Source organism: Muricomes intestini (assembly GCF_004346165.1).
Lineage (GTDB): Bacteria > Bacillota > Clostridia > Lachnospirales > Lachnospiraceae > Muricomes > Muricomes intestini.
On the sequence record NZ_SLZZ01000003.1, the window covers coordinates 86,675 to 113,290 of the forward strand.

Here is a 26,616-nt window from a genome sequence, read left to right on the forward strand (position 1 = left end):
TGCTTTATATTCTGTGGCTGAACTGATTATAGGATAGCATCTCGTATCTGCGGATCCGGATGCGCAATGATGGAAGAATCCAGATACATTCCATCTGCAGACACAACAGCCCTGGCCTTTTCAATTGCAGCCTCCACCGCAGCAACCTCACCTGTCAGCATCAGATAAGATTTACCGCACATGCCTCTAGAAATTCTGATTTCAATTAAATCGACAATGGCTGTCTTTGCAGCCTCATCTGCCGCCACGATGATAGACGTCGCATCATAGGTTTCCACAATTCCAAGAGCAGACACATCCTCAATCTTTGAAGTTCCATAAATAGCCGGGAAAATCGACTCATGGGGATTTCCGAGGATAAAGCTGTTGATCAAATGCTTCTCATACTGTGTCCTTGATGCCGCAATCGCTGCATTTACCGCACTTAAATCTCCTGAAATGATTACAATATATTTCCCCGGACATACTGTCTGAGCTTCAATGATAGTCACATCAGAAGTCTTTACCATGGCATCTGCCGCTACCACACCTGCTGAAACAGTTTTATATTCTACCATTCCGATTGCCTTACTCATTGCCTGCACGTCCTTCCTTTGTTTCTATGGTTATATATTTTTTATTCACTGTACAGACCGTACCGTCAATACTTGCATGGATTCCCACGCTTAATCCTTTGCCAGGCTCAGCAATCATCTGCCCTTTTGATACCTTCTCCCCCGGTTTTACGACCGCGGTGGCAGGCGTCCCGATATGCTGGCTCAATAATATTTTTACCTTCCTGACAGGAACCTCCGACTCATCAAGGGGAGCTTCCTTGTCATAACGGGTTAAATCCAGTCTCGCCATCAGGCGCTGCATCGGAACCTTACGGTATTCTCTTTCTATTCCTATGGGTTTCGCGGCTATGCCTTGAGGAGGTCTGACACCACTTTCCTTTAAGCCTGCCTTGTATTTTGTCATTAATGATCTGGGAGATAATCCCTGCATGCAGGAATAAAGCTCGCAAAGTCCACAGGAAGAGCAAAACATGGTATCAATAAATATATCCGGTTTCTGTATGTCTTTACAGGTTGCCGCTCTCATAAACAAATGCGGCTCTATGGGGTGTCCCAAAAGGTATCTCGGACATAAATCTGTACACATGCTGCACTGACAGCAGCTTGCTGCCGCACGTTTTAAGTCTATGGACGAGTTTCCTTTATTTTTCTGAATAATGAAATGCTCCCTGGGAAGTACCAGAACAGCATTTGTTGTTTTAGTAACCGGCTGTGAACCTCTGCCGATGAATCCCATCATCGGCCCGCCGATAAAATATACCGGATTCTTTGTTGTCACACTGCCGGCTCTTTTTACAGTTTCTTCTATCGTTGTTCCAATAGGCACTCTGACTGTTACCGGATGTTCTACCTCTGCCGTAACCGATACCAGCTTATCTATAACCGGTGTGTTCTCATTGAGTGCTCTATATACATTATATACAGTTTCAACATTAAATACGGTGACCCCGCTCTCAATGGGAAGACCGCCGGGCCTGACTCTCTTTCCAATCACTTCATAAATCAATACGACTTCGTCGCCTGCCGGGTAGACCTCATCCAGCAGGCCAAGTCTTACCTCCGGGTAGTCTTCGATTACCTCATTTAAGGCATCAATTGCCCCGGTGTAGGTTCTTTTTATACCGATAATCAGTTCTTTTGCATTCACAACCTGACCTATCATGTGTAAGGTCTCAATGATTTCCTGCGCATATTTCTCCAGCAGCTGCCTGTGCAGTTTCAGCAACGGTTCACATTCTGCACAGTCTAAGATAATTGTCTCGGCACGCTCATCCAACTTCGCATAAGTGGGAAATCCGGCACCGCCTGCTCCGACAATACCATTTTGCTGAAGCAGGCCGCTCAATTCTTTGATATCCATTGCTCTACTGCTCCAGTCCTGTTCCATCGTCAATAATTCCTATAATTGCCGCATCAACAGGTGCGTCCGGCATTCCGGAGCCGATTCTGGCTGCACTGCCCTGTGCCACCAGCACATATTCACCTATACCTGCGCCAATCTTATCAATCGCAATGAGTTGTTTTGCTCCGGTCTGCATATGCTCCAAAACATCTATAATCATAAACTTATTGCCGACTAAGTTTTCGCATTTGCGTGTTGAAACCACGCTTCCTTTTACTTTTCCTATCAGCATAACATCCTCCTCTTGCGACTACTTTCCAAATTTTATCTGATAATTCTTACTGTATCTCCTGTTGCAATCTTGGCTGCGTTGGCTTCATCTGTGTCAATATGCATCTCCAGTGTAAAACTGTCGTCCACCCGGATCTGTACATGATTGAAAACAGTACCTCTTTCATTGTCTGCTTTCACAGATACTGTATCTCCATCGTGTACACCTGCAGCCATTGCATCCTTAGGTGACATGTGAATATGCCTCTTTGCTATAATGCAGCCCTCGTCCAAATAAAGCGCACCTTTCGGCCCTACCACTGCTATAGCAGCGGAGCCTGCAGTATTGCCCGATTCTCTAATCGGTGCTTTCACGCCAAGGCGGATTGCATCTGTTGCCGAAATTTCTACCTGGGATTTACGTCTTACAGGTCCCAGAATCCTGACATTTTCTATAGCTCTGAGTTTCAGACCTACAATGGTAACCAGCTCGTTTGAAGCATACTGGCCTCCCATCAGCTCTTTTTTCTTCGTGAGCTGATATCCTGGTCCAAACAGAACCTCCACATGTTCCTGTGTCAGATGAACATGCCGTGCAGACACGCCTACAGGTACTATGTATCCAATATTTTCAGTACTTTTTTGCTTCTCAACGGTTTCCAATACCATCTTTGTAATCAATGCTACATTGCTGTTATCCATATCAATTCTCCTCTTTAAGTATTTACAAGCCCCACAATCCCCCCGTAGGCGGACCGCAGGGCCGTAAATCTCTGGCTGAAACTAAATGATTATTTATTTCATTACCGGAAGAATCTTCTCTACATCATTGTGTGGTCTTGGAATTACATGTGTCGCAACTAATTCTCCAAGTCTTCCAGCTGCCTCTGCTCCTGATTCAACTGCTGACTTTACTGCTCCAACATCTCCGCGTACCATTACTGTTACAAGCCCGGAACCAATCTTCTCTGTTCCTACCAATACTACATTTGCAGCCTTTAACATTGTATCTGCTGCTTCGATTGACGCTACTAATCCTCTTGTTTCAACCATTCCTAATGCTTCCTGTGACATTCTTTTTTCCTCCTTTATTTGAATATCTTCTGCCTGCTTTGTCGCCTGTTTTACTCTCTCTGCGGTCTTAGCCGGAGCTTTCGCTGTAGTTTTTTTTCTGGCTGCCGCCCCTGGTTTTGAAGTATCCGGAGCTTGTTCTTCCCCGGTCGGTTTCTTTTCTTCTGCCATCTGACTGCCTCCTAACTTACTCGGTTTGCGCTGCTGTTGATGATTTTGATAATCTCTTCATGGGGACTCGCAATTACCACCTGTGCTACGGGTTTCTTAATTCCGTTTGCTGTGGCAGTGTCAATGGCTTGCGTTACAGCAGATACATCTCCGCGGATAATAATTGTTACAAGTCTTCCACCTAATCTTTTTTCCCAAGTGACAAGCTGCACGTCTGCTGTCTTACACATAATATCGACGGCAACAATTGCGGCTGTCACACTCGGTATTTCAAAAAATCCATACGCCTGGCCCATGAGACTACTCCTTTACTAAATCAATAACTTTTATACTGTAGGAAGAATCTTCTCTACATCGTTGTGTGGTCTTGGGATTACGTGTGTTGCAACTAATTCTCCAAGTCTTCCTGCTGCGTCAGCCCCTGTCTCAACTGCTGCCTTTACTGCTCCAACATCTCCACGCACCATTACTGTTACAAGTCCGGAACCGATTTTCTCTGTTCCTACCAATGTAACCTCTGCTGCCTTTGTCATTGCATCCGCAGCCTCAATTGCTGCTGTAAGTCCTCTTGTTTCTACCATTCCTAATGCCAGTTGTGCCATTTTAGTTTCCTCCTAAACTTCTTCTACATATATTTTATTGGGTTTTCCTTTATCTAAACCGCTCAGCTTCAGCATTTTCTCTGTATCCTCTGTTGGTCTTGCGATTTCGTATTCAGCTACAATTCCCGCCAGTTCTTCTGCCTTCCTCTTCGCTGCGTCTAATGCCGCCCGAACATCGGATACGCTTCCTCGAAACTTAATCATTACAATCAGCGGTACAGGTAACTCATCTGCATTTGCCGGTTTATTCTTATCAAAGGTCTCCAGATGTACATTTCCAGCTTTGCATCCGGCGTCTGCCGCTGCAAATGCTGTAGCAAGTCCAAATACCTCCAACATCCCTACTGCTTCTCCCATATCAACTCTCCTTTTAGGGATTGCCGCTATTTGTTAACAATAGCGATTTTCAGCCCTTCCATTTTCAGGTTGGTCTGATGAGCCTCATTAATTCTGTCCAGTGTAAACTCATGAGTGATGAGTTCATCCATTGGAAGGCCGATGCCCTTTGCTCTCTTCAAGAAATCAAATGTTGTAGCATAATCTCTCAAAGTATATACCCATGAACCAACAAGTGTGATTTCCTTAGAACACAGGTCAAAGTGTGGATTGATTGTAGCATCCCCGCCGTTGATGAAGAATCCTAATTCACAAAGTCCGCCGCCGTTGCGGATGAATTTGTAAATGTTAGAATGTGCTGCCGGTGAACCTGTGCACTGGAATGCAAAATCTGCAAGGTGTCCGCCGAATGCTTCCTTTACACCCTCTGCAAGCGCTTCGATTCCTTTGTAATCCTTAAAGTTTACAGAAGTTTCAGCTCCCATTTTCTTGGCGAAGTCAAGTCTCTTCTTTTCTCCGTCTACAGCAACAATATTTTCAATACCCATTGTACGCAAAACTGCGATACAAATCAAGCCTATTGGTCCACATCCCTGCACAACAACTCTGCTGTTGAATCTTAAAATGCCTGTAGTTTTTGCTCTCTCTACTGCGTGAACGAGAACCGCACATGGCTCAATAAGAATTCTGGATTTCAGATCAAGGTCACTTACATTAAAACATGTGGAACCTTCACGAATCAATATGTAATCTGAAAACCATCCGTTCAGATGAATGTCATCGTCCGGCAGCAGGCCGTATACATCAGAAGCCCCTACGTTTTGTTTGTTCATATCGAACATTGTAATCTCCGGGTCATCTCCGAAAATCATACAAGTAACAACCTTATCACCGATTTTTAAATCTTTTCCTGCACTGTCTTTTTTTACATTCTTGCCCATTTTTACGATCTCGCCTGTTCCCTCATGTCCGAGAACAACGGGGATCAGACCAAATGGATCTCTCTTAAACTCATGGGCATCCGTACCACAGATACCACATCCCTCAACTTTTACAAGAATATCTCCGTCTCCCACTTCCGGGATTGGATATTCCTTAATATCATAATGCTCCAAGCCAGTCAGCATAGCTACATGTGCGGTTTTAGGAATGGATACGCTTTTTGTGGCTGCACCTTCCGCCAGAATCCCCTGCTTATCCAGCATGCTTTCCAACACCTGTTTTACAACTGCTTCTACATTTGCAGAGCTCATTTCCATTTTACTTCCTCCTGTCTTAACGAATACACAAACTATCAGTCATTACACAGCGCCTTCTCTTCGTAAATGTGCTTGCACTTGTAAGTCCCTCGCCTGTTCTGCTGGCGATGGTAAATGTACAGTACCCTTCGCCGCCAAATCCCAACGCAGCATAAGACGGACCGTTCTTTACAAGAATTGCTGTGTCAATAGCTTTCGCATACTTTGTGATATTATCAACATTTTTAGAATGAATATGCGCGGAGTGCCTATTTCCGTGCTCCAGCCAAACAGCCTGCTCTATAGCATCGTCAAAATCTTTGGCTCTGACAATTCCCAGAATCGGCATCATCAACTCCGTTGTAATCAAAGGGTGTTCCTTTGATCCTTCAAATACAATGCACCTGATGTTGTCCGGTACACTTACACCAATCATTCCCAGGAGAGTCTTTGCGTCTCTCCCCACACAGTGCCTGTTCAGCCTGCCGTCTTTCATAACAACCGCCGTCAGTGCGTCCTGCTCTTCTTTTGATGCCAAATAGCAGCCCTGTTCATTTACCATATAATGCATTAACTCATCCACAACAGAAGTTACAGCTACAACTTCCTTTTCAGCAATACAAGGTAGATTGTTGTCGAATGTACAGCCATTTACAATGTCCTCCGCCGCTTTACGGATGTCTGCCGTCTCGTCTACAAGTGCCGGCGGGTTGCCTGCTCCTGCACCGATGCCTCTCTTCCCTGATGAAAGAACGGCTGTTACAACACCCGGACCTCCGGTTGCCGCAATCAGAGGAATATCTTTGTGCTTCATCATAATGTTGCTGGTTTCCATCGTTGGCTTCTCAACAGTGCATGCAATGTTATCCGGGCCGCCTGCTTCTAAGGAAGCTTCGTTTAACAGATTGATTGCATGTATAGATGTCTTGATTGCTGCCGGATGTGGGTTGAACACAACTGTGTTTCCGCCTGCCAGCATACCGATTGTATTGCAAAGTATCGTTTCACTCGGATTTGTACATGGTGTGATGGCCCCGATCACTCCAAAGGGTCCCATCTCTATCAGAGTTAGTCCTCTGTCTCCTGACCATGCAGTTGTCGTAATATCTTCCGTTCCCGGTGTCTTTTCTGCAACCAACTGATGCTTTAAAATTTTATGCCCTACATTTCCCATGCCTGTTTCATGCACACCCATACGTGCAAGAATCTCGGCATTTTCCATTGTCTTTTTCCTGATGTTGGAAATTATGTTCTCTCTTTGATCCATGGACATTCTTCCCACAATCTTCTGCGCCTTTTTGGCAGCTTCGATTGCGTCATTCATGTCGGAAAATACGCCATGGCTTCCTGACACTTCGGATGCAACCTGCATCTTTGCCATGACCTCCTGCACAATGTCCTGAACCATCTGTTCACTTACAGACACTTCAATACCTCCTTGAAAACTTCTCTGCCGTAAGCAGCAATGGCCGTATCTTCTTCAGCTGACCCGCCGCTCACTCCTAATGCTCCAATTATTTTACCTTCTGCTTCCAGCGGTTCTCCGCCGCCGAATATCACGATCTTTCCTCCGTTAGTAAACTGAATTCCATACAAAGGCTGACCCGGCTGGCTTAAATGACTCAACGCTTCCGTAGACATCTTAAGACTCGCCGAAGTAAAGGTTTTGTTAACTGCAATATCAAAGCTTGCTATGTAGGCCTCATCCATACACTGAACGGCTACAGGTCTTCCTGCCTGGTCTGAAACGGCAATTACTACATTCACACCCAACTGGGAAGCCCTTTCTTTCACTCTTTCAATCAGGGCATTGGCTGTCTTCAGTGTCATCTTCTGCCCGCTGCATCTGCATACGTGTCCTTTTTCCGGATGAGAACCCTCTTTCATCTGATCCAATACTGCTTTCACAGCACTTGTAATATCCTGTTCGTTCATAGCAGTCCTCGTTTCTTAATCATTACATTCCAAGCTGAGCCATTACCTTCTTTGTAATGGATGCTACTAAATCAGCATCTGATGTGGAACCTGCGGCTGCGTCCTTGCCTGTGCCGCAAGATCCGGCACAGCTGTGGCAGCTCTGCTTGCCTGCTTTAGCGTTGGGGCACAAGTTTGCAGGATGTTTTCCCGGAAGTCCCATCTGTCTTCTGATTTCGTATAATCTGTCTATCTGAGCCTGGTTAAATTCCTGTGGCTCGCCCAGCATTCTTGACTGATACAAAAGACGTGCATAGAATTCTACAGACTCCATCTTGTGGTATGCATTCAGCAGTGTGTTTGAATAAGTGAGTGCCCCGTGATTTTCAAGAAGTACTGCATCAAATGACTGTACATACTCTTCAACCGCGTCCGGAATTTCTTCTGTAGACGGAGTACCGTATTTTGCAATCGGAACACATCCCAGTGCGATCACTGCCTCAGGCATGATTGGTTGTGTCAGCGGAATGCCGCAGATAGCAAATGTTGTAGCATACAGCGGGTGAGCATGTACCACTGCGTTAACATCCGGTCTTTCTTTATATACACGCATGTGCATCTTAATTTCTGAGGAGGGCTTAAATCCTTTGTTCGCCTGAAGTACATTCCCATTTGCATCCACTTTACAAATATATTCCGGTGTCATAAACCCTTTGCTGACACCTGTAGGTGTGCATAAGAATTCATTATCATTTAATTTTACAGAGAAATTACCATCATTTGCGGCAACCATTCCGCGGTTATAAACCCGCTTGCCGATTTCACACATTTGTTTTTTAATTTCGTATTCGTTTTGCATCCTATTTTTCCTCCTTGGACTCTTAAAACAAAACTAAATATTTGTTTTTTGTTGTTTCTCCCTAGATAGTATCACATAATCCCACATCAGTCAACTTGTTTTTATGTTGTTTCTGTTGTGTTCTCATAGGTAAAGTGTAACCGTTCAACCCGCAGCTTCACTTTCATCAATTTCCCAGGGGAGCACATCCCCCTTTTCTTTCAAATGTTCCAGAATTTCAGGGACTCCCTCATAATTTTTAGAATCTACATAGAAAATTTTTTTGCAGCCGGCAAGCCGCAGCCACTTTGCGGCGCGCTCCACATTTGCCTTCTCATCGTGTATTTTTGTCACAATGCCAATCACCTCCCGGTTGCACATAGCCGTGCAGCAGGGTGGATACAGGGAATAGGACTCCGTGGCGGACAAAAGCATCCCCACAACGTCAGCCTCATATGAATAAAGTGCAAGCGCATGACCCAGGTTTTTCGTCTGGGCATATTCACCCGGGGTATCTATAATAACATCAAAGTTATTTACATACTGCGTTTTGTGATACTGTATTTTTTCACCTCTCAGTGCCTGGGTTAATGTTGTTTTTCCACACTCACTCCGGCCCATCAGTACAATTTTCTTCATAATAAAATCAAGTCCTTGTTATTTCACATACAGAAAAGTCCATTTTATCTTTTACATATTTCAGAACTGCCCGGATTGCAGCCTCTGTCTCGGAAATTGTACCTGTCACAATCAGTGTGCCGCTGAAACGGTCTACAAACCCCAGTTCAATTCCTGCCGCCTTTATTGCAATATCCGCTGCAATAATCGCTGTTTCTGCGGGGCTGATGGTAAGCACGCCAATAGCAGATTTGCTGTACTCTGAACGGGGATCCAGCCCCAGCTTCTCATACAGGGTAATATCCGGGCTTGCAATCAGATGTGCAATTGTAATCTCTTTGCCGGGAACCAATTCCTGCACAATTCTCTCCGGTATCTGTTCATGACTCATTCTCTTTATCCTCCTATTTGGCATTCAATGCCTGATGTCTGCTCTGCAGCCTGCAGAAGCGTCTCCATCTTTTTATTGACCGGCGGTTCTACGCCTCCCATCAAGTATGCTCTTCCAAGTCCTTCATATTTGTCCTGTCCAAGCCTGTGATACGGGAGCAGATGCAAACGCCTTACGTTGCCGAGTTTCTTCGCATACTCGGCTATATTATGTATTTCCCGGATCGTATCATTGAAGCCCGGAATCACCGGTATCCTTACACTTAGCTCTGTCATCCCGGAGCCTGCAATTTTCATAGCATTTTCCAGTATTAACTCATTAGAACGTCCAATATACTCTTTATGCTTTGCCGGATTCATATGTTTAATATCCAGCAAACACTGATCCAGATAAGGCAGAAGTCCCTCTATCACCTCATAAGGCACACATGCAGTACTTTCTATAGCCGTGTGGATTCCTGCTTCATTTGCTGCTCTTAAAAGTGCTGTAGCAAACTCTGGCTGACAGAGACACTCACCCCCTGACAACGTCAGGCCTCCCCCGGTCCGCCTGTAGTACGTGCGGTCTTTTTCTACAGTTTCCATCACTTCTTCCACCGTGACATCTTTTCCTATTACCTTTGGCTCACCCTGTACCATCATTGTCTCAATCTCATGACGCTGAGACTCCGGGTTACAGCACCACCTGCATCTCAGCAGACACCCTTTCAGGAATACAATTGTCCGGATTCCATTGCCATCATGGATAGAATATCGCTGTATATCAAAAATGCGGCCTTTAGTTCTCATATAGTCATCCATGCTGTGCTTCCTTTCTTGCGGAAATTATAGCTGTTCATCATCTTCCGCCTTAAAAACCCTGTTCTGTCCTGCGGATAATGTCATCCTGCAGTGACTTGGACAAAGTGGTAAATAATGCACTGTACCCCGCAACTCTGACTACCAGATGCTTGTACTGCTCTGGATGCTTCTGTGCATCCCGCAGGGTCTCACGGCTCACTACGTTAAACTGCATATGGCTTCCTTTTTGATCAAAGTAGGATTGAATCAACCCCACAAAGTTTTCAAGCCCCCTCCTGCCGCTTAAAGCTGATGGGTGAAACTTTTGATTAAACAAAGTTCCGTTAGAAGCAATATAGTGATCCAGTCTTGACACAGAGTTCGCTGCTGCTGTAGGACCGTTCACATCTTTTCCTGCGGACGGTGAAACCCCATCCGCAACCGGTGTATACGCCAAACGCCCGTCTGGTGTTGCCCCGGTCTGTGCACCCAGAGGTACATTTGCAGATACCGGATACAGGCCGGCCTGGAAAATACCCCCTCTTGGATTTTTATAATTTTGAAGTGGTTTTGTATAGGTGTATGCTACATCTCTTGCAAACGCATCCACCTCTGGAATGTCATTTCCAAACTTCGGCACCTCTTCAATCAGTTTTAGGATCCTGTCACCATTTTTCTTTACCTCAGGAGATTTTAATGCCGCAACTACCATCTTCAGAATTGCAGAGACCTCTTTCTCTCCAACGGTCTGCCCGGCTTCTTTCATACTGCCGGCTGCTTCTGCCGTCATAAACGCAACATCCTCCTCGCTTAGGCCTTTGCCATAATTCGTTGCCAGAGCTTCCTTCATCTCTTTCATGGTCACTTTTTGCTCGTCGTAAACCAGCTTCTTCACTGCATACAATGAATCTGCCATATTTGCGATTCCAAAACCCTGGGGGCCGGTAAAATTATATACAGCTCCGCCTTCCTGTACTGTTTTTCCCTTTTCCATGCAGTCATCCACCATGGAGGAAAGGAAGGGCAGCGGGCATCTTTCTGCGTGGGCTACATCAATGGAGTTGTCCGCATTGACCAGCAGCTTAATTGCATAGTCCATCTGTGCCTTATAGGCATTGTAAAATTCTTCAAAGGTCTTCATGTCTTCAACTTTGCCCGTTTTAGGTCCCAGCTGAACTCCTTTATCCATTCCGTTGTTAAACACCAGTTCCAGCGGACGGCACATATTGAAAAACGCCGCATCATGCCAGCCTTCTGTCTTTCCCGACTTCTGCGGCTCAACGCACCCGATAATATTGTAGTCTCTGGCATCCTGCAGGGTAAGTCCCCTGCTGACCAGCGCAGGGATGATGACCTCGTCATTATAGTATGCCGGAAGTCCGATGCCCGTACGGGTCAGCTCTGCAGCCTTTATCAAGAATTCATGAGGAGTCTGATTCCATACCCTGACTGATAAGGATGGCTGTGGGAGAAATACATGCATCGATGCTTGAATACTCATAAATGATAAATCATTTGTGACATCCACCCCGTCTTCATTCTGCCCTCCCGCAATCAGGTTCTGAAACAAGCTGTAGCCCGCAAATCCCTGAGCCGAAACAGCATCACGGCACTTATTCAAATCATTTAACTTTACCCAGATACAGTCTATTAGTTCCTGGGCATATTCTCTTGTTATTCTGCCGCCGTCAATGTCTTTCCTATAATAAGGATACATATACTGGTCAAATCTTCCCGGTGAAATGGAATGTCCGCTGGATTCGATCTGAAGCAGCTGCTGGACGAACCAGAAAGACTGGCATGCCTCATAAAAGCCTGTGGCACCTTTTTCAGGAACATTTGCACAATTCTGTGCTATCTGGAGCAATTCTCTTTTCCGCACCGCATCCGAACACTGCCCGGCTTCTTTCAGCGCAAGCTTTGCGTAACGTTTTGCATATGTAACAGCGGCATCACAGCTAATCATTACTGCTTCCAGAAATCTGGACCTTTTCTGGTAATCTCCGTCAGTCAGACTAAGCTTCGCCTTCTGCCGTACAGCCTTCTCCTTAATTCCTGAAAATCCAATCGCTAAAACTTCACCGTATTTTACTGTAACATGCCCAACACCATTATAAAAGTAATTTCCCGGCGTAAAAATACCATGATCTATTGCAAGCAGGGTTTCGGGTTCCATGTAATAGGTGGCAAGCTCGCTTGTTGTCTTTCCTTTCCAGTATGCATTTACCTCTTTAAGTTCGGCTTTTGTTTTATCTGATATATAAAATGGATCCGCCGGCCTGGCTGCCACCGTATCAAATTCCTCTTCCAGCCAATCATAGGAAAACTCAGGATATGTCTGACATCCCCTGGGGCCTGTGGTCGTACTGCCTACAATCAACTCCTGATCCCGGATTACGATTGGTATATTCTCCAAAATATGCTGGAACGCCTTAGCCCGCCGTATAACCACAGGTTCATCCTCTGTCTGTCTATAGGATTCCGTAAGCAGTACGGCCCTGGCCGACTCAATCTTTGGCATACCCGCATACAAATCTTCGATAAGCTTAGGAATGCGGTCCGATTTGGGAATATCTGAGCTGTCATAACTATATAATCCCATTGTTCTTATTACTCCTTTCCTGTGCATAAATAGCCTGCAACCACTTTTCATTATTATACTTCAATGCCATATACAAGTCAACAGAAACAACATGATATTCCTCTGAACCATTCACAAACCCACTTATTGCCCGCTCATAATTAGTTGTTTTTATTGGTTTTTCAGGTTTTTATTTTGTTCTTTTATTGACAAACTTGAGAAAACACTTCATACTATACTAAGGAAACAACCATGCTGCTAGACTCGAAAAGACCTCACTAAGAAATATAAGTAAAGAAAGGCGCTTAATATGTCTTCTCTCGAATTTGATATACATACTCACACAATTGCCAGCGGACATGGCTCCGCTGCAACTATAACAGATATGGCAAAGGCTGCGGTCTCCAGGCATTTAACAATGCTCGGGATATCGGACCATGGACCCGCTACTTTTGGCGGGGGCCGTACCTCATATTTCCGTAACCTTGCCTATGCACAGAAACGACGTCTTGGTGTAGAAATGCTTTATGGTGCCGAGGTGAACATTCTGGATAATAATGGAAAACTGGATCTGGAGGACTCTGTTCTCGAAAAACTGGATTATGCAATAGCAAGTGTCCATAAACCAGTTAAAAAACCCGGTACACAAGGGGAAAATACCATGGCCTACATCGCGGCCATGAAAAACCCTAATGTGCGCATCATCGGGCATTGTGATGATGTAAAATATCCCGTGGACCACCTTGCTCTTGTAAAGGCAGCTATGAAATATCATGTGCTTCTGGAAATTAACAACAGTTCCCTAAGCCCTGACGGGTATCGGGGGGACACCCGGTTCAATGTTCTGATGATACTAAACCTGTGCCGGCACTTCCATTACCCTGTAGTACTGGCAAGTGACAGCCATGGCACAAAACACGTAGGAGATTTTTCCTTTGCCCTGGCGTTCGCAGAACTCGCTGGAATGCCCCAATCCCTAATCATGAATTATTCTGCAAAAACATTCAAACATTTCCTGAAGGAAAAATAAAGGTCTAGGCTTGCACAGGGTACCCACTCAATCCGCAAAGCGCAGACTGTACATCATGAGCCTTACATTTTCATTGCCCACTCTTTTGCAGAACCTGCCGGGAAGGTACTCCCCCTGTCCAATAATCAACGCATCAAGCGGTACGGAAATAATCTGGGAGAGAATATAAAAATTATCCAGGGACGGAAGAGTCCTTCCGCAGAACCATGCATAAACAGACTGTCCCGAACCCATGCCCATACTTTCACACAGACTTTTTACAGTTATTCCCTTAAACCTGCATATGTAACGCAGCCATTTTCCTGTCCTTTCCATATTGATTCCGGAATACATTTTCTTCTCCATACAGTTCATCCCTTTCATTTTTACATAGCCGACAGCAGTAACTTGTAACATATATCCATACACATCTGATGATGTAGGGGTCAAAAGGTATTTTGCCCCCTACATCATAACATGAGAGCATACTAGATATCTACCGTTTAGTATGTCAAGCAGTTTATACTTGCACATTGTAAAAAGATGGCCCAACCACATGGGTTGAAGCCATCTTTCATTATAAAACCTATTATGCTCTCTTAGAAAGTTCCTCTGCTTCATAACGTTTTATTTCCTTGAACCAGTCTTCTTTTTCTGGTACATTGTTAACTTCACAGAAGTAATTCCAAACATCCCCGAACGGATAGCATTTCAGTTCCTCCTGCATTGCCATCAGTTCTGTAAACTGCTGTGTGTCCTGCAGTTCCTTAAGTTTTTTGTTCGGGCTTAACATGGCCAGCATCAGTGCTTTCTGCATATTTCTCATTCCGACTACCCACGCGGAAACCCTGTTGATGCTTGCATCAAAGAAGTCCAGTCCGATAATTACTCTCTTCAAAGCATCATTTCTCACGATTTCTTTTGCAATTTCCTTCGTCTCATCATCAAGCAGCACTACATGATCACTGTCCCAACGCACCGGCCTTGTTACATGAAGTGCAATCTTATCGTTAAACAACAGCATAGAAGGAATCTTGTCAGAGACCATTTCCGTTGGGTGATAGTGGCCATTGTCCATCAGCGGCACAATGCCCTTATTCATCACATAGTTCATGGTAAATTCTGCAGAACCTGCCGTATAGGCTTCCAGCCCAATACCAAATACTTTGGACTCCAGGCATACGAGAACTTTTTCTTTGTCATAGTCAATTCCCAGAATCTGATCCAGAGAGTCTTTATACCTTGCTCTCGGTCCTAATCTATCGGCCGGAACATCCTTAAAGCCATCCGGAATCCAGATGTTCATCAGGCAAGGTGTTCCCAGCTCCTCAGCAAAATACTGTGAAATACGTACACAAGCCTTCCCATGGTCAATCCAGAACTTACGAATTTCTTCATCCGGACTTGTCAAAGTGTAGTCATCTGCCTTCGGGTGAGAGAAGAACGTCGGGTTGAAATCAAGTCCAAGTCCTCTCTCTTTTGCAAACTCTACCCATTTCTTAAAGTGCTTCGGCTCCAGTTTGTCCCGGTCAGCCCACTCACCTTCCTCAAAAATAGCATAGCTTGCATGTACATTAATTCTGTGTTTTCCCGGAATCAAGCTCAGCGCCTCATCAATGTCCGCCATCAGTTCTTCCGGTGTTCTTGCCTTTCCCGGATAATTTCCTGTAGCCTGAATTCCTCCTGTAAGAGCACCTTCCCGGTCAAATCCATTTACATCATCGCCCTGCCAGCAGTGCATAGAAATCGGTACACTCTTCAAAGTCTCCAGCACCTGATCCGTGTCAACACCGACACCTGCATAAATCTCCTTCGCTGACTCATATCTTTCCTTCGTTGTCATAGTAAATCCTCCTTTTTTTCAAAGGGGACTGTCCCCTTTGAGCTCCGTTTTCAGAATTGTTTTCCTTTTTCATTGTATCGTTTTATATCGAATGACTCTCCGATGCACGTTCTTGCCTCCGGGAGGCTTGCAAATACGCCATCGCGCAGCATCTGCACAGTTATGTTGCCAATTGCAGTGGCTTCTGTAGGACCTGCTGAAACTTTCTTTTGTGTGTATTTTGCAGTTAATTCATTCAAATATCCGGCGTTTGCTCCTCCTCCTACTACATAAATTGTGTCGTATGTATTGCCGGTGATTGATTCAATTTCTTTAACTGTGTCACCGTAACATTTTGCGAGACTGTTGTATATAACCGCCGCTATTTCTGCTATTGTCCCAGGCACCTGCTGGTCTGTTTTTCTGCAGAAATCCTGCACTGCCTGAATCATGTTCTTTGGAGCCAGAAAGCTGTCATCGTTGCAGTCTACAATAGAGGGAATTGTCTCCTTAGCCGCTCTTTCACAAATTTCAGCAAAAGATAAATCCTTTTCAAATTCCTTCTTCACCGACTGAATCATCCACAATCCCATTATATTTTTCAGGTAACGGAATCTGTGATCATAGCCGCCTTCATTTGTAAAGTTAGCTTTCATGCTTTCCATAGAGCAGTCGGCTTCCTTTCTCTCAATTCCCATCAATGACCATGTGCCGGAGCTGATATAAATTGCATTATCGTTATTTGTGGGAACTGCCAGTACCGCTGACCCAGTGTCATGTGTAGCCGGGAGCACAACTTTACAGTCAAATCCCACCTCTTCCTGTATTGCCTTGGTAAAGTTTCCTACTACAGTCCCCGGCATAGAAACTGGTTTAAATATTCTGGAAGGATAACCAAGCATGTCCATCAACTCATAATCCCAGTCATTGGTCACCGGATTGATCAGCTGTCCTGTTGTCGCATTTGTATATTCCATTTTCTTCACACCGGTGAGGAGGAAATGAAAATAATCCGGTATCATCAGAATTGATTCTGCCTGTTTAAGATACTCGGGGTGAGTTTCTTTGACCGCCATAAGCTGGTAGATTGTGTTGAAAATCTGCTTTTGGATACCCGTTCTTGCATATAAGTCATCCTGAGAAATAGTCTCATATACCTTTTTGTCCATCCCTGTTGTACGGTCATCCCGGTAGCCTACTGTATCCCCCAGAATCCTGTCATCCTTGTCAAGCAGCACATAATCCACACCCCAGGTGTCAATCCCCATGGAAACTGGAATCTTGCCGAGCTCTTTACACTTTTTCAGGCCATTCTTAATCTCAGTGAACAGACGGTTCGCATCCCAGCACAGTGTGCCGTCCTTATTATCCATGCCGTTCGGGAAACGGTATATTTCCTCAAGCTGCATCTTACCGCCCGCCATAGAAGCAAGTATATGACGCCCGCTGGACGCCCCAATGTCAACGGCTAAATAATACTTATCCATCTCGTGCCTCCTTTGTAGTTTTTGCTATTATACTTGTATTATAATCGTTGGAAGATAATAAAAAAAGGACGGCATTTACAAAAATAAACGTCCTTATTTGCAGTCCAATAGCAGAAGACCTATGAATCAACGCTTTTAGGGGGTATTTGCCTTATTTCCGGCATTATTCTCACCTTATAATTGCTCTTTTCAGCTATAATTCGGCATATCTAGGTATAACCTTTCCTTCAAATGGTGTACGAATTGGTGTACGGTTAAAGTGTCTTTAGTCCAGTAATAATGCGGGTTCCAAACGTCCAACTTCCTTTGAAGTTCTCTCCAAATCGGCATGATTATAACTAGAAGTGTCAAAAAAGGAATGGGAAATCTCCCATTCCGCTTAATATTTTTGTAACTTTACAAGTTTAACCTGTTAATTAGGTCAATTTTATGTCGTTCCTTTACAGGCATTTCATATAATTTTTATTAGCATTATCCCAGTTAATTACCTGAAACCAATCATCAATATAGTCATTCCGCAAATTATAGTGTTTCAAATAGTATGCGTGCTCCCATACGTCTATATTGAGTACAGGGCACATTTCCAGAGGAATGGGTGTGTCCTGATTCTTAGTTGTTATAATTTTGAGTTGTCCGGCATCATCGACTACAAGCCAGGCATACCCGGAGCCAAATACCGAAGAAGCAGCCTTTTTAAACTGTTCTTTGAAGTGTTGATAATTACCGTATTTTTTGTTAATGGCTTCTTTCAACTGTCCCGTCGGTTGGGCAGGAGCCGGATTTAAAAGATTTGAAAAATAAAACCGGTGGTTAAAGACGCCCCCTCCGCTGTTCTTTACATCAGTCTGGATATCTTGTGGGAGCTTTGGAATATTTCCCAAAAGAGTTTCCAGTGACCAGCTTTGAAATTGCGGATACTCATACAGAGCAGCATTCAAATCATCGATGTATGTCTGGAGATGCCTGTCATGATGCAGCCACATTGTTTTTTCATCAATGTACGGCTCCATTGCATCATAAGCATAGGGTAAGGGGAAATTGAAAAATTTATAATGTTCGTTCATGTAAAAATCCTGTTTTTTCTAGTATATGAGTCAGACAAGTTCCAGGTTCTCATATCCATTGCTTTTTTGCATTTCATACAAGTAACTTATATCTTCTGTTTCAAAACCCACGGTTTCATTCCTCTTTCAAAAGCACCTCTGCGTTCACCTTTGTCACCTTGTAATGGGGCACCCTCACATAGTGTCCGTCCAGCTCCGGCACCAAATTTTTAGGGTCTTTTCCTTCTGCACATGCACCTCCGATAGTAAGTATGACTTCTGCCTGTTTTTTCGCGTCATTTTTTACGGTCCCATATATATCACCTTTAGATATGGACTCCAGGCATTCTTTTATTCCATCTATTCCCACAATAACAGGCCCGTTTTCCAGCATATTCTTTTCCCGCAGGGCCTGCACTGCACCGAGGGCCATTTCGTCATTGTTAGCCATAACAACTTCGATAGCACTGCCATACTTTTCCAGCCATTTCAGCATTGCCTCATAGGATAGCGAGCGCATCCAGTTACACGTCTCGTTCCCCAGCTTATCCATCTCAATGCCCGCCTGCAGAACTGTTTTCACTGAATATTCTGTGCGGATTAGTGCATCCTGATGCACCTGTTCTCCTTCCAGCATAACATACTGAAGTTTACCGTCTCCGTTCTTGTCCATATTTTCAGGATTTCTCCCATACTCACTTATAAGAAGCTCCCCCTGCAGTATCCCGGCTTCCCTGGCATCCGTACCGACATAATATTCCTTATCCCAGATTTGCATGTCCTCTTCCACGGGCTCCCGGTTAAAAAATATAATGGGAATATTCGCTTCCTTTGCCTTGTCTGCAATTACCGCTGCTGCTGTCCTGTCCACCATATTCACACAAATAATATCATAACCTCTGCTGATGAAATTATCCACCTGATCATTCTGACTTCCCTGGTTATTCTTTGCATCGGCAATGTTTATAATCACCTTGCGCCCAAGTTTTGTCTCCAAAGCCTTCCCGCCGCTTGTCAGATAGCTGCTTACAGAAGAGATAAACGTATCATCACCCCGGTAAATGGCCACCCCTATTTTTATCGGATTCTTTCCCTCCGCCTTATCTCCCGTATCAATACACCCTGAAAAAGACATCGCCATTCCTGCAATTAAAACGACCATTCCTGTTACCTTCCACAGTCTGCCCAAAATCCTCCTCATATCCCTTCCCCCTTGCATCTTTTGGTTCAGTTTATTGGCTGAACTGTAACCAGCTACTGTACAAATGGAAATAAAAGGCGCTGATTCTCCATAGTATACATTTGACTGGCATCAATAATGGAATATCTGATCTCATTATTTTCTGGTTCCTCACCGCGCAATTCCTTAACTGCATTTCTCACACTTAAATATCCTATACTGTATTCATTTGATACTCCAATCACCTGGATGATCCCATTTTCCAGGTAATTAATAATTTGATTTGTATTTCCGATCCCATAGATTGCAATGCTGTTAAAATCAGGTTCTTCCTGTTTGACCTTCCCGAGCTGTTCCAGTACAGCACTGCCAAATGCCACAATATGCCGGGTTTTCGGTTTTCTCATCAGCTTCAAAAACGCCGCCGAATGCGCTGCCTCATCTGCCCCCACTTTTACTTCTTCAATGGATATTCCTGAAGCCTCCAGTTTGTCCTTTGTCCCCTTATACTGCTGTGCCACATCTGTATACTCTGTCCCGCTCTTTATTAGAACCACTCCCTCTGACAATTCTGACTGTCCGAGAATTTTTTCTCCCAGTTTTTGGCCCAACGCATAATTATCTGCATGAACCTTATGAATTTCGCCTGTCTTCTCCTTCTGCGTCCATGAATTTACTTCGATCACAGGTATTTCCGAATTAATTTTCTCTATTTCTTTTCTCACATCATCACTGTTTACGCTTTCTATGAGAATCGCATCCGCCCCGTTATCTACTTCCTTTTTCAGAAGTGTTTCTTGTTTCTTTGCATCCGCCGGGGTCCCGGAACTGACTGTCGTTAGTTCTACATTGAATGATGTTGCTGCCTGTTCCATCCCCTGGAGAATGATCTGTTGAACACCTTCCGGCATCTCCCCTCTGTAGATATATGATATCTGATACACTTCCTCCGTTTCCGGACGGTGCGGGAGAGCAGTAAAGGCAATGACCCCCGCCGCCGCACAAACTCCCAGTGCAAGAATGATACTCTTTCTTTTTCGTGTCACAGTCTGCCCTCTCCTTTCTTTTCTGCTTCTTCCACAGAAATCAACGGCAGTCTGGCGCGCACAAGCGTGCCCTCATCCGGCTCACTTTCTACTTCAAGACCATAGGCATTTCCAAAATAAAGCTGAATCCGCTCTTCCACATTGTGAAAGCCGATGCCCGACCCTCGTGTACGCTTCGGTTCCCCGCTCCCGTTTACAAGTGCCTTAATCTGTTCCTTTGTCATGCCGGGTCCGTTGTCCTCCACCTCAATCACCAGATTAGTATCTCTTTGATATGCACGGATAGAAATTTCTCCGTCCCCATCCATAAACTCCAGACCGTGGTAAATCGAATTTTCAACCAGTGGCTGTACACTCAGCTTAATTACCGCACAGTGCAGCACAGATTTCTCTGCCTCTATATTATAAATGAACTTGTTCTTATATCTTACCTTCTGAATGATCAGGTAATTTTCTACATGTTGCAGTTCCTGTTCGACTGTAATAATATTTTTCCCTTTGCTCAGGCTGATTCTAAATAATCTCGCAAGGGCGGTGACCATTGTGATTGCACCGTCATAACGTTCATTTTCAATCATCCACACAATGGAATCAAGGGTGTTGTACAAAAAATGGGGGTTAATCTGAGATTGCAGAGCATCCATCTCACTTTTTCTTTTACTCTCCTGCTCTATGACAATATCATCCATCAATTGGCGCATATTATCCGCCATTGACTGCAGCGTTTTTGCAAGATGACGGATCTCATATGTGCCGCTCTGTGGAATCCTGGCATCAAGATTATTGCGCTCCAGTTCTCTCACAGACCTCTCCAGCTGTTTAATCGGATTCGCGACTCTGGAGGATACAAACATATTCACTGTTACTAGCGTCAATATCGCAAAAATTGCAACAAGCCACAGGAATTGGCTGTTCTGGGTGTATGCGGAAGTAATATCCGAAGTAGGAGATACCCCAATCAGTTTCCAGCCCGTATAACCTACCGTTTTTACGGTGATCTGGCGCTCCTGTCCCTCAAACGTTTCCATATGGCTCCCTTCGGAATAGACTGCTGCCTTCTTATGATTTTCATGGAATACTCCCGCATATATTAACTGCTGGTTTGGGTGATAGATCAGTTCTCCATTGGAATCCACAATATATACATATCCCGACTCTCCCAGATCCACATTCTTACATATCTGTTCAATGCCCGTGAAATTCATGTCAACCAGTACAACACCATGGACAATCGTCCCAGCCCTAGTCATTTCTACCGAACGGCTTAAGGATACTACCCAATGATAAATATTATCCGAATTTACAAATAGATTCTCCACATGCGGGGTGGAAAAATGCAGGTTCTCAATCTTTTCATTTGCCCGGATGAACCACTCTTCTTCAGCCGGCTCCACACTGGGTTTGAGTCGGCTTAAGGGCTGGGCTGCAATAATTTTCCCATCATCGCTGAAAATAGAAATACTTACCAGAGAGGAGGCATTTTCATCATACAGAAGTTTCATCTGCTCTGTAACCTTTGAAGCTCCATCCTTTTCAAAATCTGTATTCTTTATAATACTATAATACATAGCATTTGAAATGTTCATCATATTGTGCAGGTAGTTGTCCAGGTTCTGGTTCATCTGATTTAGAACATTTTTGTTGTTATTGATTGCCATTTTTTCCGCAGAATTTATAAAACGCCCGGAATATCCCATAGCTACCACAATCAGAACGACAACAGACACAGCAGTAAATGTAAGTGACAGCGTAAACTGCAGGCTTCTTCTCTGCAGGGATTTCTTGATTTTCTTCCAGAGCCTCATGCCCCTCTCTCACCTCCCGCTACTGTTTTCTATACCTGGACGGAGCCACACCATATTTTTTCTTAAACACATAGCTGAAATAGTTCGGCTCGGCATATCCGACTTTGGCGGCGATTATATATGTCTTATCGGCCGTTGTATCCAGCAGATGAACTGCCTCGTTCAACCGGACATCCGTGAGATAAGAAACAAAACTTTTTCCCGTTTGCCTTTTAAATACAGTGGAAAAATATGCCGGGCTTACATGAAGTTCTTCACACAGGCGCTCTACTGACAGGGAAGTATCATGAAAGTGCTCTTCCACAAACTCCTTTGCCCTGGATGTCAGGGTCTCACCTGCGTCTGCCTGCTCTTTTTGTATCATATGTCCCAGCTTTAAGCATCCCCTCATAAACCACTCTTTAATCTGTCCGAGGGAATGTAATCCGAACAATTTAGAAATATAGTTTGTCTCCCCGCCGAATACTTTCTTTAAATCCAGCTGATACATATCTGCAAGACGCATCACAAGAGTAAAAAGTTCAAAAACATGTGTCTGATAACGGTGATAAGGGAGTCTAGACTGTTCCAGCTTATTAAAAAAGCTTTCTGTCTGCTGCCGTATTTTCTCTTCATCTCCCGACTTCACTGCCCTGAAAAAAGCCCGTTCCTCCACTTCACTGAACTGCAGCCTTCCGGATAAATCCTCCGGCTCCACATCCTTGATGTAAACGCTTTTTCCACCTTCCGGGCGCCCCCGCAGCATGCTATACTCCACTGCATTTTCCGCCTCCCGGTAAGAATAGCTTATTTCCTCCAGACTCTGCACCGGACTGCCGATGCCTGCAGCGACATCCATTCCTGTCACCGACCTGCTCTCCCGGCATATTTCATTGACTTCATTTATTAATATAGATATTTGACTTTCCACGGTCAGCTGTACAATTCCGACTACATAATCTCCGTGCAGCAGATAATCTGCTTTGTGAAATCTGTCCAGCACCGACTCCGTTATCTGCCGTATGGCAAGAGGAACAAGTTCCTCCCGCCCCGAAAATAAGGAAGCCTGTTCTTTTACTTCTACAATAGGCTCTCTGTCTGCCGCTATCAGCACTACTGCCCGCAATCTTTTTTCCGAATCAATCTGATATTGCTCTGCCTTTTGGAAAATCTGCGGCTGAGGTATCACTCTCTCCAGAATTCCGGAAAGAAACTGCTCCCTCATAATTGGATAACTCTCTGTATAGTTTTTCCGCAATAAGTCAATGTCCCTGCGTTCTTCCAGTTCCTTATCCATTTTCTTTTTTAATTTTATAAGGGACTGCGACATCTGGACGGATGAAATAGGTTTCAGCAGATATTCTTCCACGTTCAGACGGATTGCCTTCTGCGCATATTCAAAGTCATCAAATCCTGAAAACACAATGATTTTCACTGTAGGGAGCATCTCCACAGCTTTTTCTATAAATTCAAGTCCATCCATAAAAGGCATCTTGATGTCTGTCATGATAACATCGGGCTTGGTCTGTTCCAGCAGCTCCAGTGCCTCCACGCCATTCTCGGCAGAAGCCGCCACAGTAAATCCTAGGGATCCCCAATCCAGCCTTTGTATCATACCATCCCGGATTTCAGCCTCGTCATCCGCTATCAAAACCTTATAAATCCCCATAAAAACCTCCGTTTATAATAAATGCTATAATAGATATGTACCTCTCTATTATAGCATTTATTGTTATCTATTTCTTCCTGTATTTTGACAAATCAATGGCAACTGCCACTGCAATGATGATGCCTTTAATTACCTGCTGCCACATTGGACTGACTGCTATAAACTGGAGGCCATATTGAATGACAGTGAAAATAAGTACACCGCTGACAATACCTCCGACTTTTCCGATTCCTCCGTTTAAGGAAACCCCTCCCACAACGCAGGCCGCAATAGCATCCAACTCATAACCGTTACCGTAATTGTTCGTTGCCCCGGCAGTTCTCGCTGCTTCAAGCACACCGGCAATACCGTAGAGCACAGATGCGAGAACAAAGATTCCCATAATTGTTTTAAATACATTTACACCGGACACGACTGCTGCCTCTCTATTGCCGCCGATAGCATATACATTTTTTCCGAACACGGTTTTGTTAAGAATAAACCATATCAGTATCACAAAGAAAATAGCAATAGGTACAAGAATAGAAATCCCCGGAAACACACCTTCTATTGTAAGGATTCTTTTCTGTCCTAGTGCAACAAAATCCGGACGGACTCCCCCGATAGGCTGAGATTTATTTGGCTCCATATCAAAATACAACGAAGTGACGCCATAAACCATTACCTGTACAGCCAGTGTTGCAATAAACGGGTGCATCTCATATTTTGCTACAAGAAAACCATTGAGCAGACCGAAAGCGGCACAGGCCAGTACAGCAAGTACAATCGGAACAATCAGTGCCATATGCGGAAGGTCCGGGAAAAATCTGTTGGCATAATCCGCTGTCTGCAGCATGGATGTAGAAATAACCGCTGCAAGGCCTACCATACGCCCTGCCGAGAGATCTGTTCCTGCAATTAGCAGGGTAAAGCTGATTCCAAGAGCTACGATCATTTTTGTAGAAGACTGTGTCAGAATATCCAGCATAACCTGAAGCTTCATAAAACGCGGCTCCATAATCATGATAACCACCACCATAACCAAAAGAGCCAGCATAATCGCATTGTTTGTCAGAAATTGCTTTCCGGTTGCAGATGAAATTTCTACGGGGACACCCTGATACTGCCTCCCTTTGAGCTGACGAAGACCATAAATCCCAAAGGCTGCTCCTACCAGCGCAACATACAGTCCCATATCATAAAAAACCGTTGGATCCAGAAAATAGTAGAAAATCCATCCCAGCACAAATATTGCAGCTCCGGCTATTGCAAAGGACATACCATACTTCCGGCGGGCAATTATTTTTCCTTTTTTTTGCATAAGTATTACCTCACTTTCACTTATTTCCTATCGCATAAACTTTGTGGCATAGTTCATAACCTTCACGGAATCTGCTTCTTCGCCCTTTAAAAATCCTGTAACACGTCCTTCGCACATTACCATGATTCTGTCTGACATTCCCAGAAGTTCCGGCATCTCAGAGGAAATCATAATAATGGATTTGCCTTGTGCTGCCAGTCTATGCATAATTGTGTATATTTCATATTTGGCGCCGACATCAATTCCCCGGGTTGGCTCATCCAGGATTAATATGTCGGGGTCCGTCAGAAGCCATCTTGCCAGAAGCACCTTCTGCTGGTTTCCTCCTGAAAGGTTTTCCATCAGTTCATCCAAATTTGGTGTTCTGGTTCTTAGTTCTGCATTGGACTTTCCCGCCGCATCTATTCGCTTTTTATTATTCAGTACACCACTTTTGGCATATTTTTTCTGGCTTGCTATTACCGTATTGTCGAGGACCGAAAGAATGCCAAAAATTCCGGTTGCACGCCGCTCTTCCGTGAGCAGTGCAATGTTTTCCCCTATGGCATCCCGCGGTGACTTTATCTGAAACGGCTTTCCTTCTTTAAAAATCGTCCCCGACACAATCTCACGCAGTCCAAAAATTGCTTCCACCAGTTCCGTCCTCTGAGTTCCTACCAGTCCGCCTATGCCGAGTATTTCTCCCCTTTTCAGCTCAAAGCTGACATCCTTAAAAGACTTTTCAAGGGGTGACGTAAGTCCCTCTACTTTCAGTACAACCTCTTCTGCTGGGACGTATTCCTTTGGTGGGAAGCGGTTTGTCATATCCCGCCCTACCATCCTGCTTATGATTAAATCAGTCGTAAGATCCTTTGAATCCCAAGTTCCTACATACTGCCCGTCCCGCATGATCGTGACCTCGTCCGCTATCTTCAGAATTTCTTCCATTTTGTGTGATATGTAGATAATCGCGCATCCTTTTGCCTGCAGCTGTTTTATAATCTTGAACAGATGCTGCGTTTCATTCTCAGTCAAAGATGAGGTTGGCTCATCCATAATAATAATCTTAGAGTTGTAGCTGACCGCCCTTGCAATCTCTACAAGCTGAAGATTGGACGCAGACAGCGCTCCGGCAAGTACTTCCGGATCTATATCCAAGTCCACTTCCTGAAACAATTCCTTTGTTTTTTGTATCATTGCCTTTTTGTCAACCGCCACACCTTTCATAGGGAACCTGCCAAGCCAGATATTTTCCATGACAGGCCTGAAACGAATAGGGTGAAGCTCTTGATGGATCATGGAAACACCAAGGTCAAGAGCCTGCTTTGACGTCATTATTTTTTCTTCTTTTCCATCCAGAATAATTTCTCCGCCGTCCTCGTGATAGATGCCAAACAGACATTTCATTAAAGTAGACTTTCCGGCTCCATTTTCGCCCATCAGCGCATGAACAGTACCCGCCCTGACTTTCAGACTGACATCATCGAGTGCTTTTACACCTGGAAAAACTTTGGTTATATGGTTCATTTCCAGTATATATTCGCCCATATCATCGCTCCTCCTTCACAGCCGGAGGCAAATGTACTCCT

Annotated in this window: 27 protein-coding genes; 1 reads left to right on the forward strand and 26 read right to left on the reverse strand. The window is 44.4% G+C overall.

The window, feature by feature from the left end:
* Positions 1 to 26: 26 nt before the first annotated feature.
* From EDD59_RS03460 to EDD59_RS03535, 16 genes are all read right to left on the reverse strand, one after another.
* Entirely contained in the window at positions 27 to 575 is a 549-nt protein-coding gene (locus EDD59_RS03460) for a BMC domain-containing protein (protein WP_132378941.1), read from the reverse strand.
* Positions 568 to 1,917, reverse strand: coding sequence for a 4Fe-4S dicluster domain-containing protein (locus EDD59_RS03465; protein ID WP_132379135.1), 1,350 nt, complete (start codon positions 1,915 to 1,917; stop codon positions 568 to 570). The genes EDD59_RS03460 and EDD59_RS03465 overlap by 8 nt, the downstream gene beginning before the upstream one ends.
* Before the next feature lie 4 nt (positions 1,918 to 1,921).
* Positions 1,922 to 2,191 (reverse strand): EutN/CcmL family microcompartment protein, encoded by a 270-nt coding sequence (locus EDD59_RS03470; protein WP_132378943.1) that lies wholly within the window; start codon positions 2,189 to 2,191, stop codon positions 1,922 to 1,924.
* Positions 2,192 to 2,223: 32 nt separating this feature from the next.
* Complete coding sequence (gene pduL, locus EDD59_RS03475; RefSeq protein WP_132378945.1) at positions 2,224 to 2,871, reverse strand: phosphate propanoyltransferase; 648 nt, start codon at positions 2,869 to 2,871, stop codon at positions 2,224 to 2,226.
* 93 nt (positions 2,872 to 2,964) lie between these two features.
* Complete coding sequence (locus tag EDD59_RS03480) at positions 2,965 to 3,243, reverse strand: BMC domain-containing protein (RefSeq protein ID WP_132379137.1); 279 nt, start codon at positions 3,241 to 3,243, stop codon at positions 2,965 to 2,967.
* A gap of 179 nt (positions 3,244 to 3,422) precedes the next feature.
* Positions 3,423 to 3,707, reverse strand: a complete 285-nt coding sequence (locus tag EDD59_RS03485) for a BMC domain-containing protein (protein ID WP_132378947.1) — start codon at positions 3,705 to 3,707, stop codon at positions 3,423 to 3,425.
* A gap of 30 nt (positions 3,708 to 3,737) precedes the next feature.
* Positions 3,738 to 4,013: a BMC domain-containing protein gene (locus tag EDD59_RS03490; protein WP_009003872.1), complete on the reverse strand. Its 276-nt coding sequence runs from the start codon at positions 4,011 to 4,013 to the stop codon at positions 3,738 to 3,740.
* Between the two features lie 12 nt (positions 4,014 to 4,025).
* Positions 4,026 to 4,370, reverse strand: coding sequence for a BMC domain-containing protein (locus EDD59_RS03495; protein ID WP_132378949.1), 345 nt, complete (start codon positions 4,368 to 4,370; stop codon positions 4,026 to 4,028).
* A gap of 26 nt (positions 4,371 to 4,396) precedes the next feature.
* Complete coding sequence (locus EDD59_RS03500; RefSeq protein ID WP_132378951.1) at positions 4,397 to 5,608, reverse strand: zinc-dependent alcohol dehydrogenase; 1,212 nt, start codon at positions 5,606 to 5,608, stop codon at positions 4,397 to 4,399.
* A 16-nt stretch (positions 5,609 to 5,624) separates the two neighbouring features.
* The gene (locus EDD59_RS03505) at positions 5,625 to 7,013 is read right to left on the reverse strand and encodes an aldehyde dehydrogenase family protein (RefSeq protein ID WP_132378953.1); all 1,389 of its coding nucleotides are present in this window, start codon (positions 7,011 to 7,013) and stop codon (positions 5,625 to 5,627) included.
* Positions 7,004 to 7,522: a GlcG/HbpS family heme-binding protein gene (locus EDD59_RS03510; RefSeq protein WP_132378955.1), complete on the reverse strand. Its 519-nt coding sequence runs from the start codon at positions 7,520 to 7,522 to the stop codon at positions 7,004 to 7,006. Before EDD59_RS03510 ends, EDD59_RS03505 begins: the two co-directional genes overlap by 10 nt.
* Positions 7,523 to 7,544: 22 nt before the next feature.
* Positions 7,545 to 8,360 carry a class II aldolase/adducin family protein gene (locus tag EDD59_RS03515; RefSeq protein WP_132378957.1) on the reverse strand — a complete coding sequence of 272 codons (816 nt, stop codon included), beginning with the start codon at positions 8,358 to 8,360 and terminating at the stop codon, positions 7,545 to 7,547.
* Between the two features lie 144 nt (positions 8,361 to 8,504).
* Positions 8,505 to 8,978 (reverse strand): EutP/PduV family microcompartment system protein, encoded by a 474-nt coding sequence (locus tag EDD59_RS03520; protein WP_132378959.1) that lies wholly within the window; start codon positions 8,976 to 8,978, stop codon positions 8,505 to 8,507.
* Between the two features lie 7 nt (positions 8,979 to 8,985).
* Positions 8,986 to 9,348, reverse strand: a complete 363-nt coding sequence (locus EDD59_RS03525) for a BMC domain-containing protein (RefSeq protein ID WP_132378961.1) — start codon at positions 9,346 to 9,348, stop codon at positions 8,986 to 8,988.
* 5 nt (positions 9,349 to 9,353) lie between these two features.
* The gene (locus EDD59_RS03530) at positions 9,354 to 10,148 is read right to left on the reverse strand and encodes a glycyl-radical enzyme activating protein (RefSeq protein WP_132378963.1); all 795 of its coding nucleotides are present in this window, start codon (positions 10,146 to 10,148) and stop codon (positions 9,354 to 9,356) included.
* Between the two features lie 49 nt (positions 10,149 to 10,197).
* Positions 10,198 to 12,729, reverse strand: a complete 2,532-nt coding sequence (locus tag EDD59_RS03535; protein WP_132378965.1) for a glycyl radical protein — start codon at positions 12,727 to 12,729, stop codon at positions 10,198 to 10,200.
* 289 nt (positions 12,730 to 13,018) lie between these two features.
* Between EDD59_RS03535 and EDD59_RS03540 the strand changes: the two genes are divergently transcribed.
* The gene (locus EDD59_RS03540; RefSeq protein ID WP_132378967.1) at positions 13,019 to 13,738 is read left to right on the forward strand and encodes a phosphatase; all 720 of its coding nucleotides are present in this window, start codon (positions 13,019 to 13,021) and stop codon (positions 13,736 to 13,738) included.
* A 27-nt stretch (positions 13,739 to 13,765) separates the two neighbouring features.
* On the opposite strand, the gene EDD59_RS03545 is transcribed toward EDD59_RS03540, so the two are convergent.
* The 10 genes from EDD59_RS03545 to EDD59_RS03590 all read right to left on the reverse strand — a co-directional run bounded on the left by EDD59_RS03545 (position 13,766) and on the right by EDD59_RS03590 (position 26,575).
* Positions 13,766 to 14,083 carry a helix-turn-helix domain-containing protein gene (locus EDD59_RS03545; RefSeq protein ID WP_132378969.1) on the reverse strand — a complete coding sequence of 106 codons (318 nt, stop codon included), beginning with the start codon at positions 14,081 to 14,083 and terminating at the stop codon, positions 13,766 to 13,768.
* Positions 14,084 to 14,306: 223 nt separating this feature from the next.
* Positions 14,307 to 15,560, reverse strand: a complete 1,254-nt coding sequence (locus EDD59_RS03550) for an L-rhamnose isomerase (protein WP_132378971.1) — start codon at positions 15,558 to 15,560, stop codon at positions 14,307 to 14,309.
* A 50-nt stretch (positions 15,561 to 15,610) separates the two neighbouring features.
* Positions 15,611 to 17,026: a rhamnulokinase gene (gene rhaB, locus EDD59_RS03555; RefSeq protein WP_132378973.1), complete on the reverse strand. Its 1,416-nt coding sequence runs from the start codon at positions 17,024 to 17,026 to the stop codon at positions 15,611 to 15,613.
* A gap of 440 nt (positions 17,027 to 17,466) precedes the next feature.
* A complete protein-coding gene (locus EDD59_RS03560; RefSeq protein WP_132378975.1) occupies positions 17,467 to 18,090 on the reverse strand; it encodes a superoxide dismutase in 624 nt (207 codons plus the stop codon).
* 115 nt (positions 18,091 to 18,205) lie between these two features.
* Entirely contained in the window at positions 18,206 to 19,270 is a 1,065-nt protein-coding gene (locus tag EDD59_RS03565; protein WP_132378977.1) for a galactose ABC transporter substrate-binding protein, read from the reverse strand.
* Between the two features lie 53 nt (positions 19,271 to 19,323).
* On the reverse strand, positions 19,324 to 20,295 hold the full coding sequence (locus EDD59_RS03570) for a substrate-binding domain-containing protein (RefSeq protein WP_132378979.1): 972 nt from the start codon (positions 20,293 to 20,295) through the stop codon (positions 19,324 to 19,326).
* Positions 20,292 to 22,100, reverse strand: a complete 1,809-nt coding sequence (locus EDD59_RS03575; protein ID WP_132378981.1) for a sensor histidine kinase — start codon at positions 22,098 to 22,100, stop codon at positions 20,292 to 20,294. The genes EDD59_RS03570 and EDD59_RS03575 overlap by 4 nt, the downstream gene beginning before the upstream one ends.
* Positions 22,101 to 22,119: 19 nt before the next feature.
* Entirely contained in the window at positions 22,120 to 23,748 is a 1,629-nt protein-coding gene (locus EDD59_RS03580; RefSeq protein ID WP_132378983.1) for a response regulator, read from the reverse strand.
* 67 nt (positions 23,749 to 23,815) lie between these two features.
* Positions 23,816 to 25,048: a galactose/methyl galactoside ABC transporter permease MglC gene (gene mglC, locus EDD59_RS03585; protein ID WP_132378985.1), complete on the reverse strand. Its 1,233-nt coding sequence runs from the start codon at positions 25,046 to 25,048 to the stop codon at positions 23,816 to 23,818.
* 27 nt (positions 25,049 to 25,075) lie between these two features.
* On the reverse strand, positions 25,076 to 26,575 hold the full coding sequence (locus tag EDD59_RS03590; protein WP_132378987.1) for a sugar ABC transporter ATP-binding protein: 1,500 nt from the start codon (positions 26,573 to 26,575) through the stop codon (positions 25,076 to 25,078).
* Positions 26,576 to 26,616 lie beyond the last annotated feature (41 nt).

Excerpts from the sequence above, each read along its gene's own strand:
- pduL (WP_132378945.1), bottom strand. The coding sequence starts at position 2,871 with ATGGATAACAGCAATGTAGCATTGATTACAAAGATGGTATTGGAAACC.
- EDD59_RS03575 (WP_132378981.1), bottom strand. The coding sequence starts at position 22,100 with ATGAGGCTCTGGAAGAAAATCAAGAAATCCCTGCAGAGAAGAAGCCTG.
- EDD59_RS03470 (WP_132378943.1), bottom strand. The coding sequence starts at position 2,191 with ATGCTGATAGGAAAAGTAAAAGGAAGCGTGGTTTCAACACGCAAATGC.
- EDD59_RS03515 (WP_132378957.1), bottom strand. The coding sequence starts at position 8,360 with ATGCAAAACGAATACGAAATTAAAAAACAAATGTGTGAAATCGGCAAG.
- EDD59_RS03535 (WP_132378965.1), bottom strand. The coding sequence starts at position 12,729 with ATGGGATTATATAGTTATGACAGCTCAGATATTCCCAAATCGGACCGC.
- EDD59_RS03495 (WP_132378949.1), bottom strand. The coding sequence starts at position 4,370 with ATGGGAGAAGCAGTAGGGATGTTGGAGGTATTTGGACTTGCTACAGCA.
- EDD59_RS03525 (WP_132378961.1), bottom strand. The coding sequence starts at position 9,348 with ATGAGTCATGAACAGATACCGGAGAGAATTGTGCAGGAATTGGTTCCC.
- EDD59_RS03590 (WP_132378987.1), bottom strand. The coding sequence starts at position 26,575 with ATGGGCGAATATATACTGGAAATGAACCATATAACCAAAGTTTTTCCA.
- EDD59_RS03530 (WP_132378963.1), bottom strand. The coding sequence starts at position 10,148 with ATGGATGACTATATGAGAACTAAAGGCCGCATTTTTGATATACAGCGA.
- EDD59_RS03500 (WP_132378951.1), bottom strand. The coding sequence starts at position 5,608 with ATGGAAATGAGCTCTGCAAATGTAGAAGCAGTTGTAAAACAGGTGTTG.
- EDD59_RS03560 (WP_132378975.1), bottom strand. The coding sequence starts at position 18,090 with ATGAACGAACATTATAAATTTTTCAATTTCCCCTTACCCTATGCTTAT.
- EDD59_RS03485 (WP_132378947.1), bottom strand. The coding sequence starts at position 3,707 with ATGGGCCAGGCGTATGGATTTTTTGAAATACCGAGTGTGACAGCCGCA.
- EDD59_RS03465 (WP_132379135.1), bottom strand. The coding sequence starts at position 1,917 with ATGGATATCAAAGAATTGAGCGGCCTGCTTCAGCAAAATGGTATTGTC.
- EDD59_RS03545 (WP_132378969.1), bottom strand. The coding sequence starts at position 14,083 with ATGGAGAAGAAAATGTATTCCGGAATCAATATGGAAAGGACAGGAAAA.
- EDD59_RS03510 (WP_132378955.1), bottom strand. The coding sequence starts at position 7,522 with ATGAACGAACAGGATATTACAAGTGCTGTGAAAGCAGTATTGGATCAG.
- EDD59_RS03480 (WP_132379137.1), bottom strand. The coding sequence starts at position 3,243 with ATGTCACAGGAAGCATTAGGAATGGTTGAAACAAGAGGATTAGTAGCG.
- EDD59_RS03520 (WP_132378959.1), bottom strand. The coding sequence starts at position 8,978 with ATGAAGAAAATTGTACTGATGGGCCGGAGTGAGTGTGGAAAAACAACA.
- EDD59_RS03550 (WP_132378971.1), bottom strand. The coding sequence starts at position 15,560 with ATGACAACGAAGGAAAGATATGAGTCAGCGAAGGAGATTTATGCAGGT.
- EDD59_RS03540 (WP_132378967.1), top strand. The coding sequence starts at position 13,019 with ATGTCTTCTCTCGAATTTGATATACATACTCACACAATTGCCAGCGGA.
- EDD59_RS03460 (WP_132378941.1), bottom strand. The coding sequence starts at position 575 with ATGAGTAAGGCAATCGGAATGGTAGAATATAAAACTGTTTCAGCAGGT.
- rhaB (WP_132378973.1), bottom strand. The coding sequence starts at position 17,026 with ATGGATAAGTATTATTTAGCCGTTGACATTGGGGCGTCCAGCGGGCGT.
- EDD59_RS03490 (WP_009003872.1), bottom strand. The coding sequence starts at position 4,013 with ATGGCACAACTGGCATTAGGAATGGTAGAAACAAGAGGACTTACAGCA.
- EDD59_RS03580 (WP_132378983.1), bottom strand. The coding sequence starts at position 23,748 with ATGGGGATTTATAAGGTTTTGATAGCGGATGACGAGGCTGAAATCCGG.
- mglC (WP_132378985.1), bottom strand. The coding sequence starts at position 25,048 with ATGCAAAAAAAAGGAAAAATAATTGCCCGCCGGAAGTATGGTATGTCC.
- EDD59_RS03565 (WP_132378977.1), bottom strand. The coding sequence starts at position 19,270 with ATGAGGAGGATTTTGGGCAGACTGTGGAAGGTAACAGGAATGGTCGTT.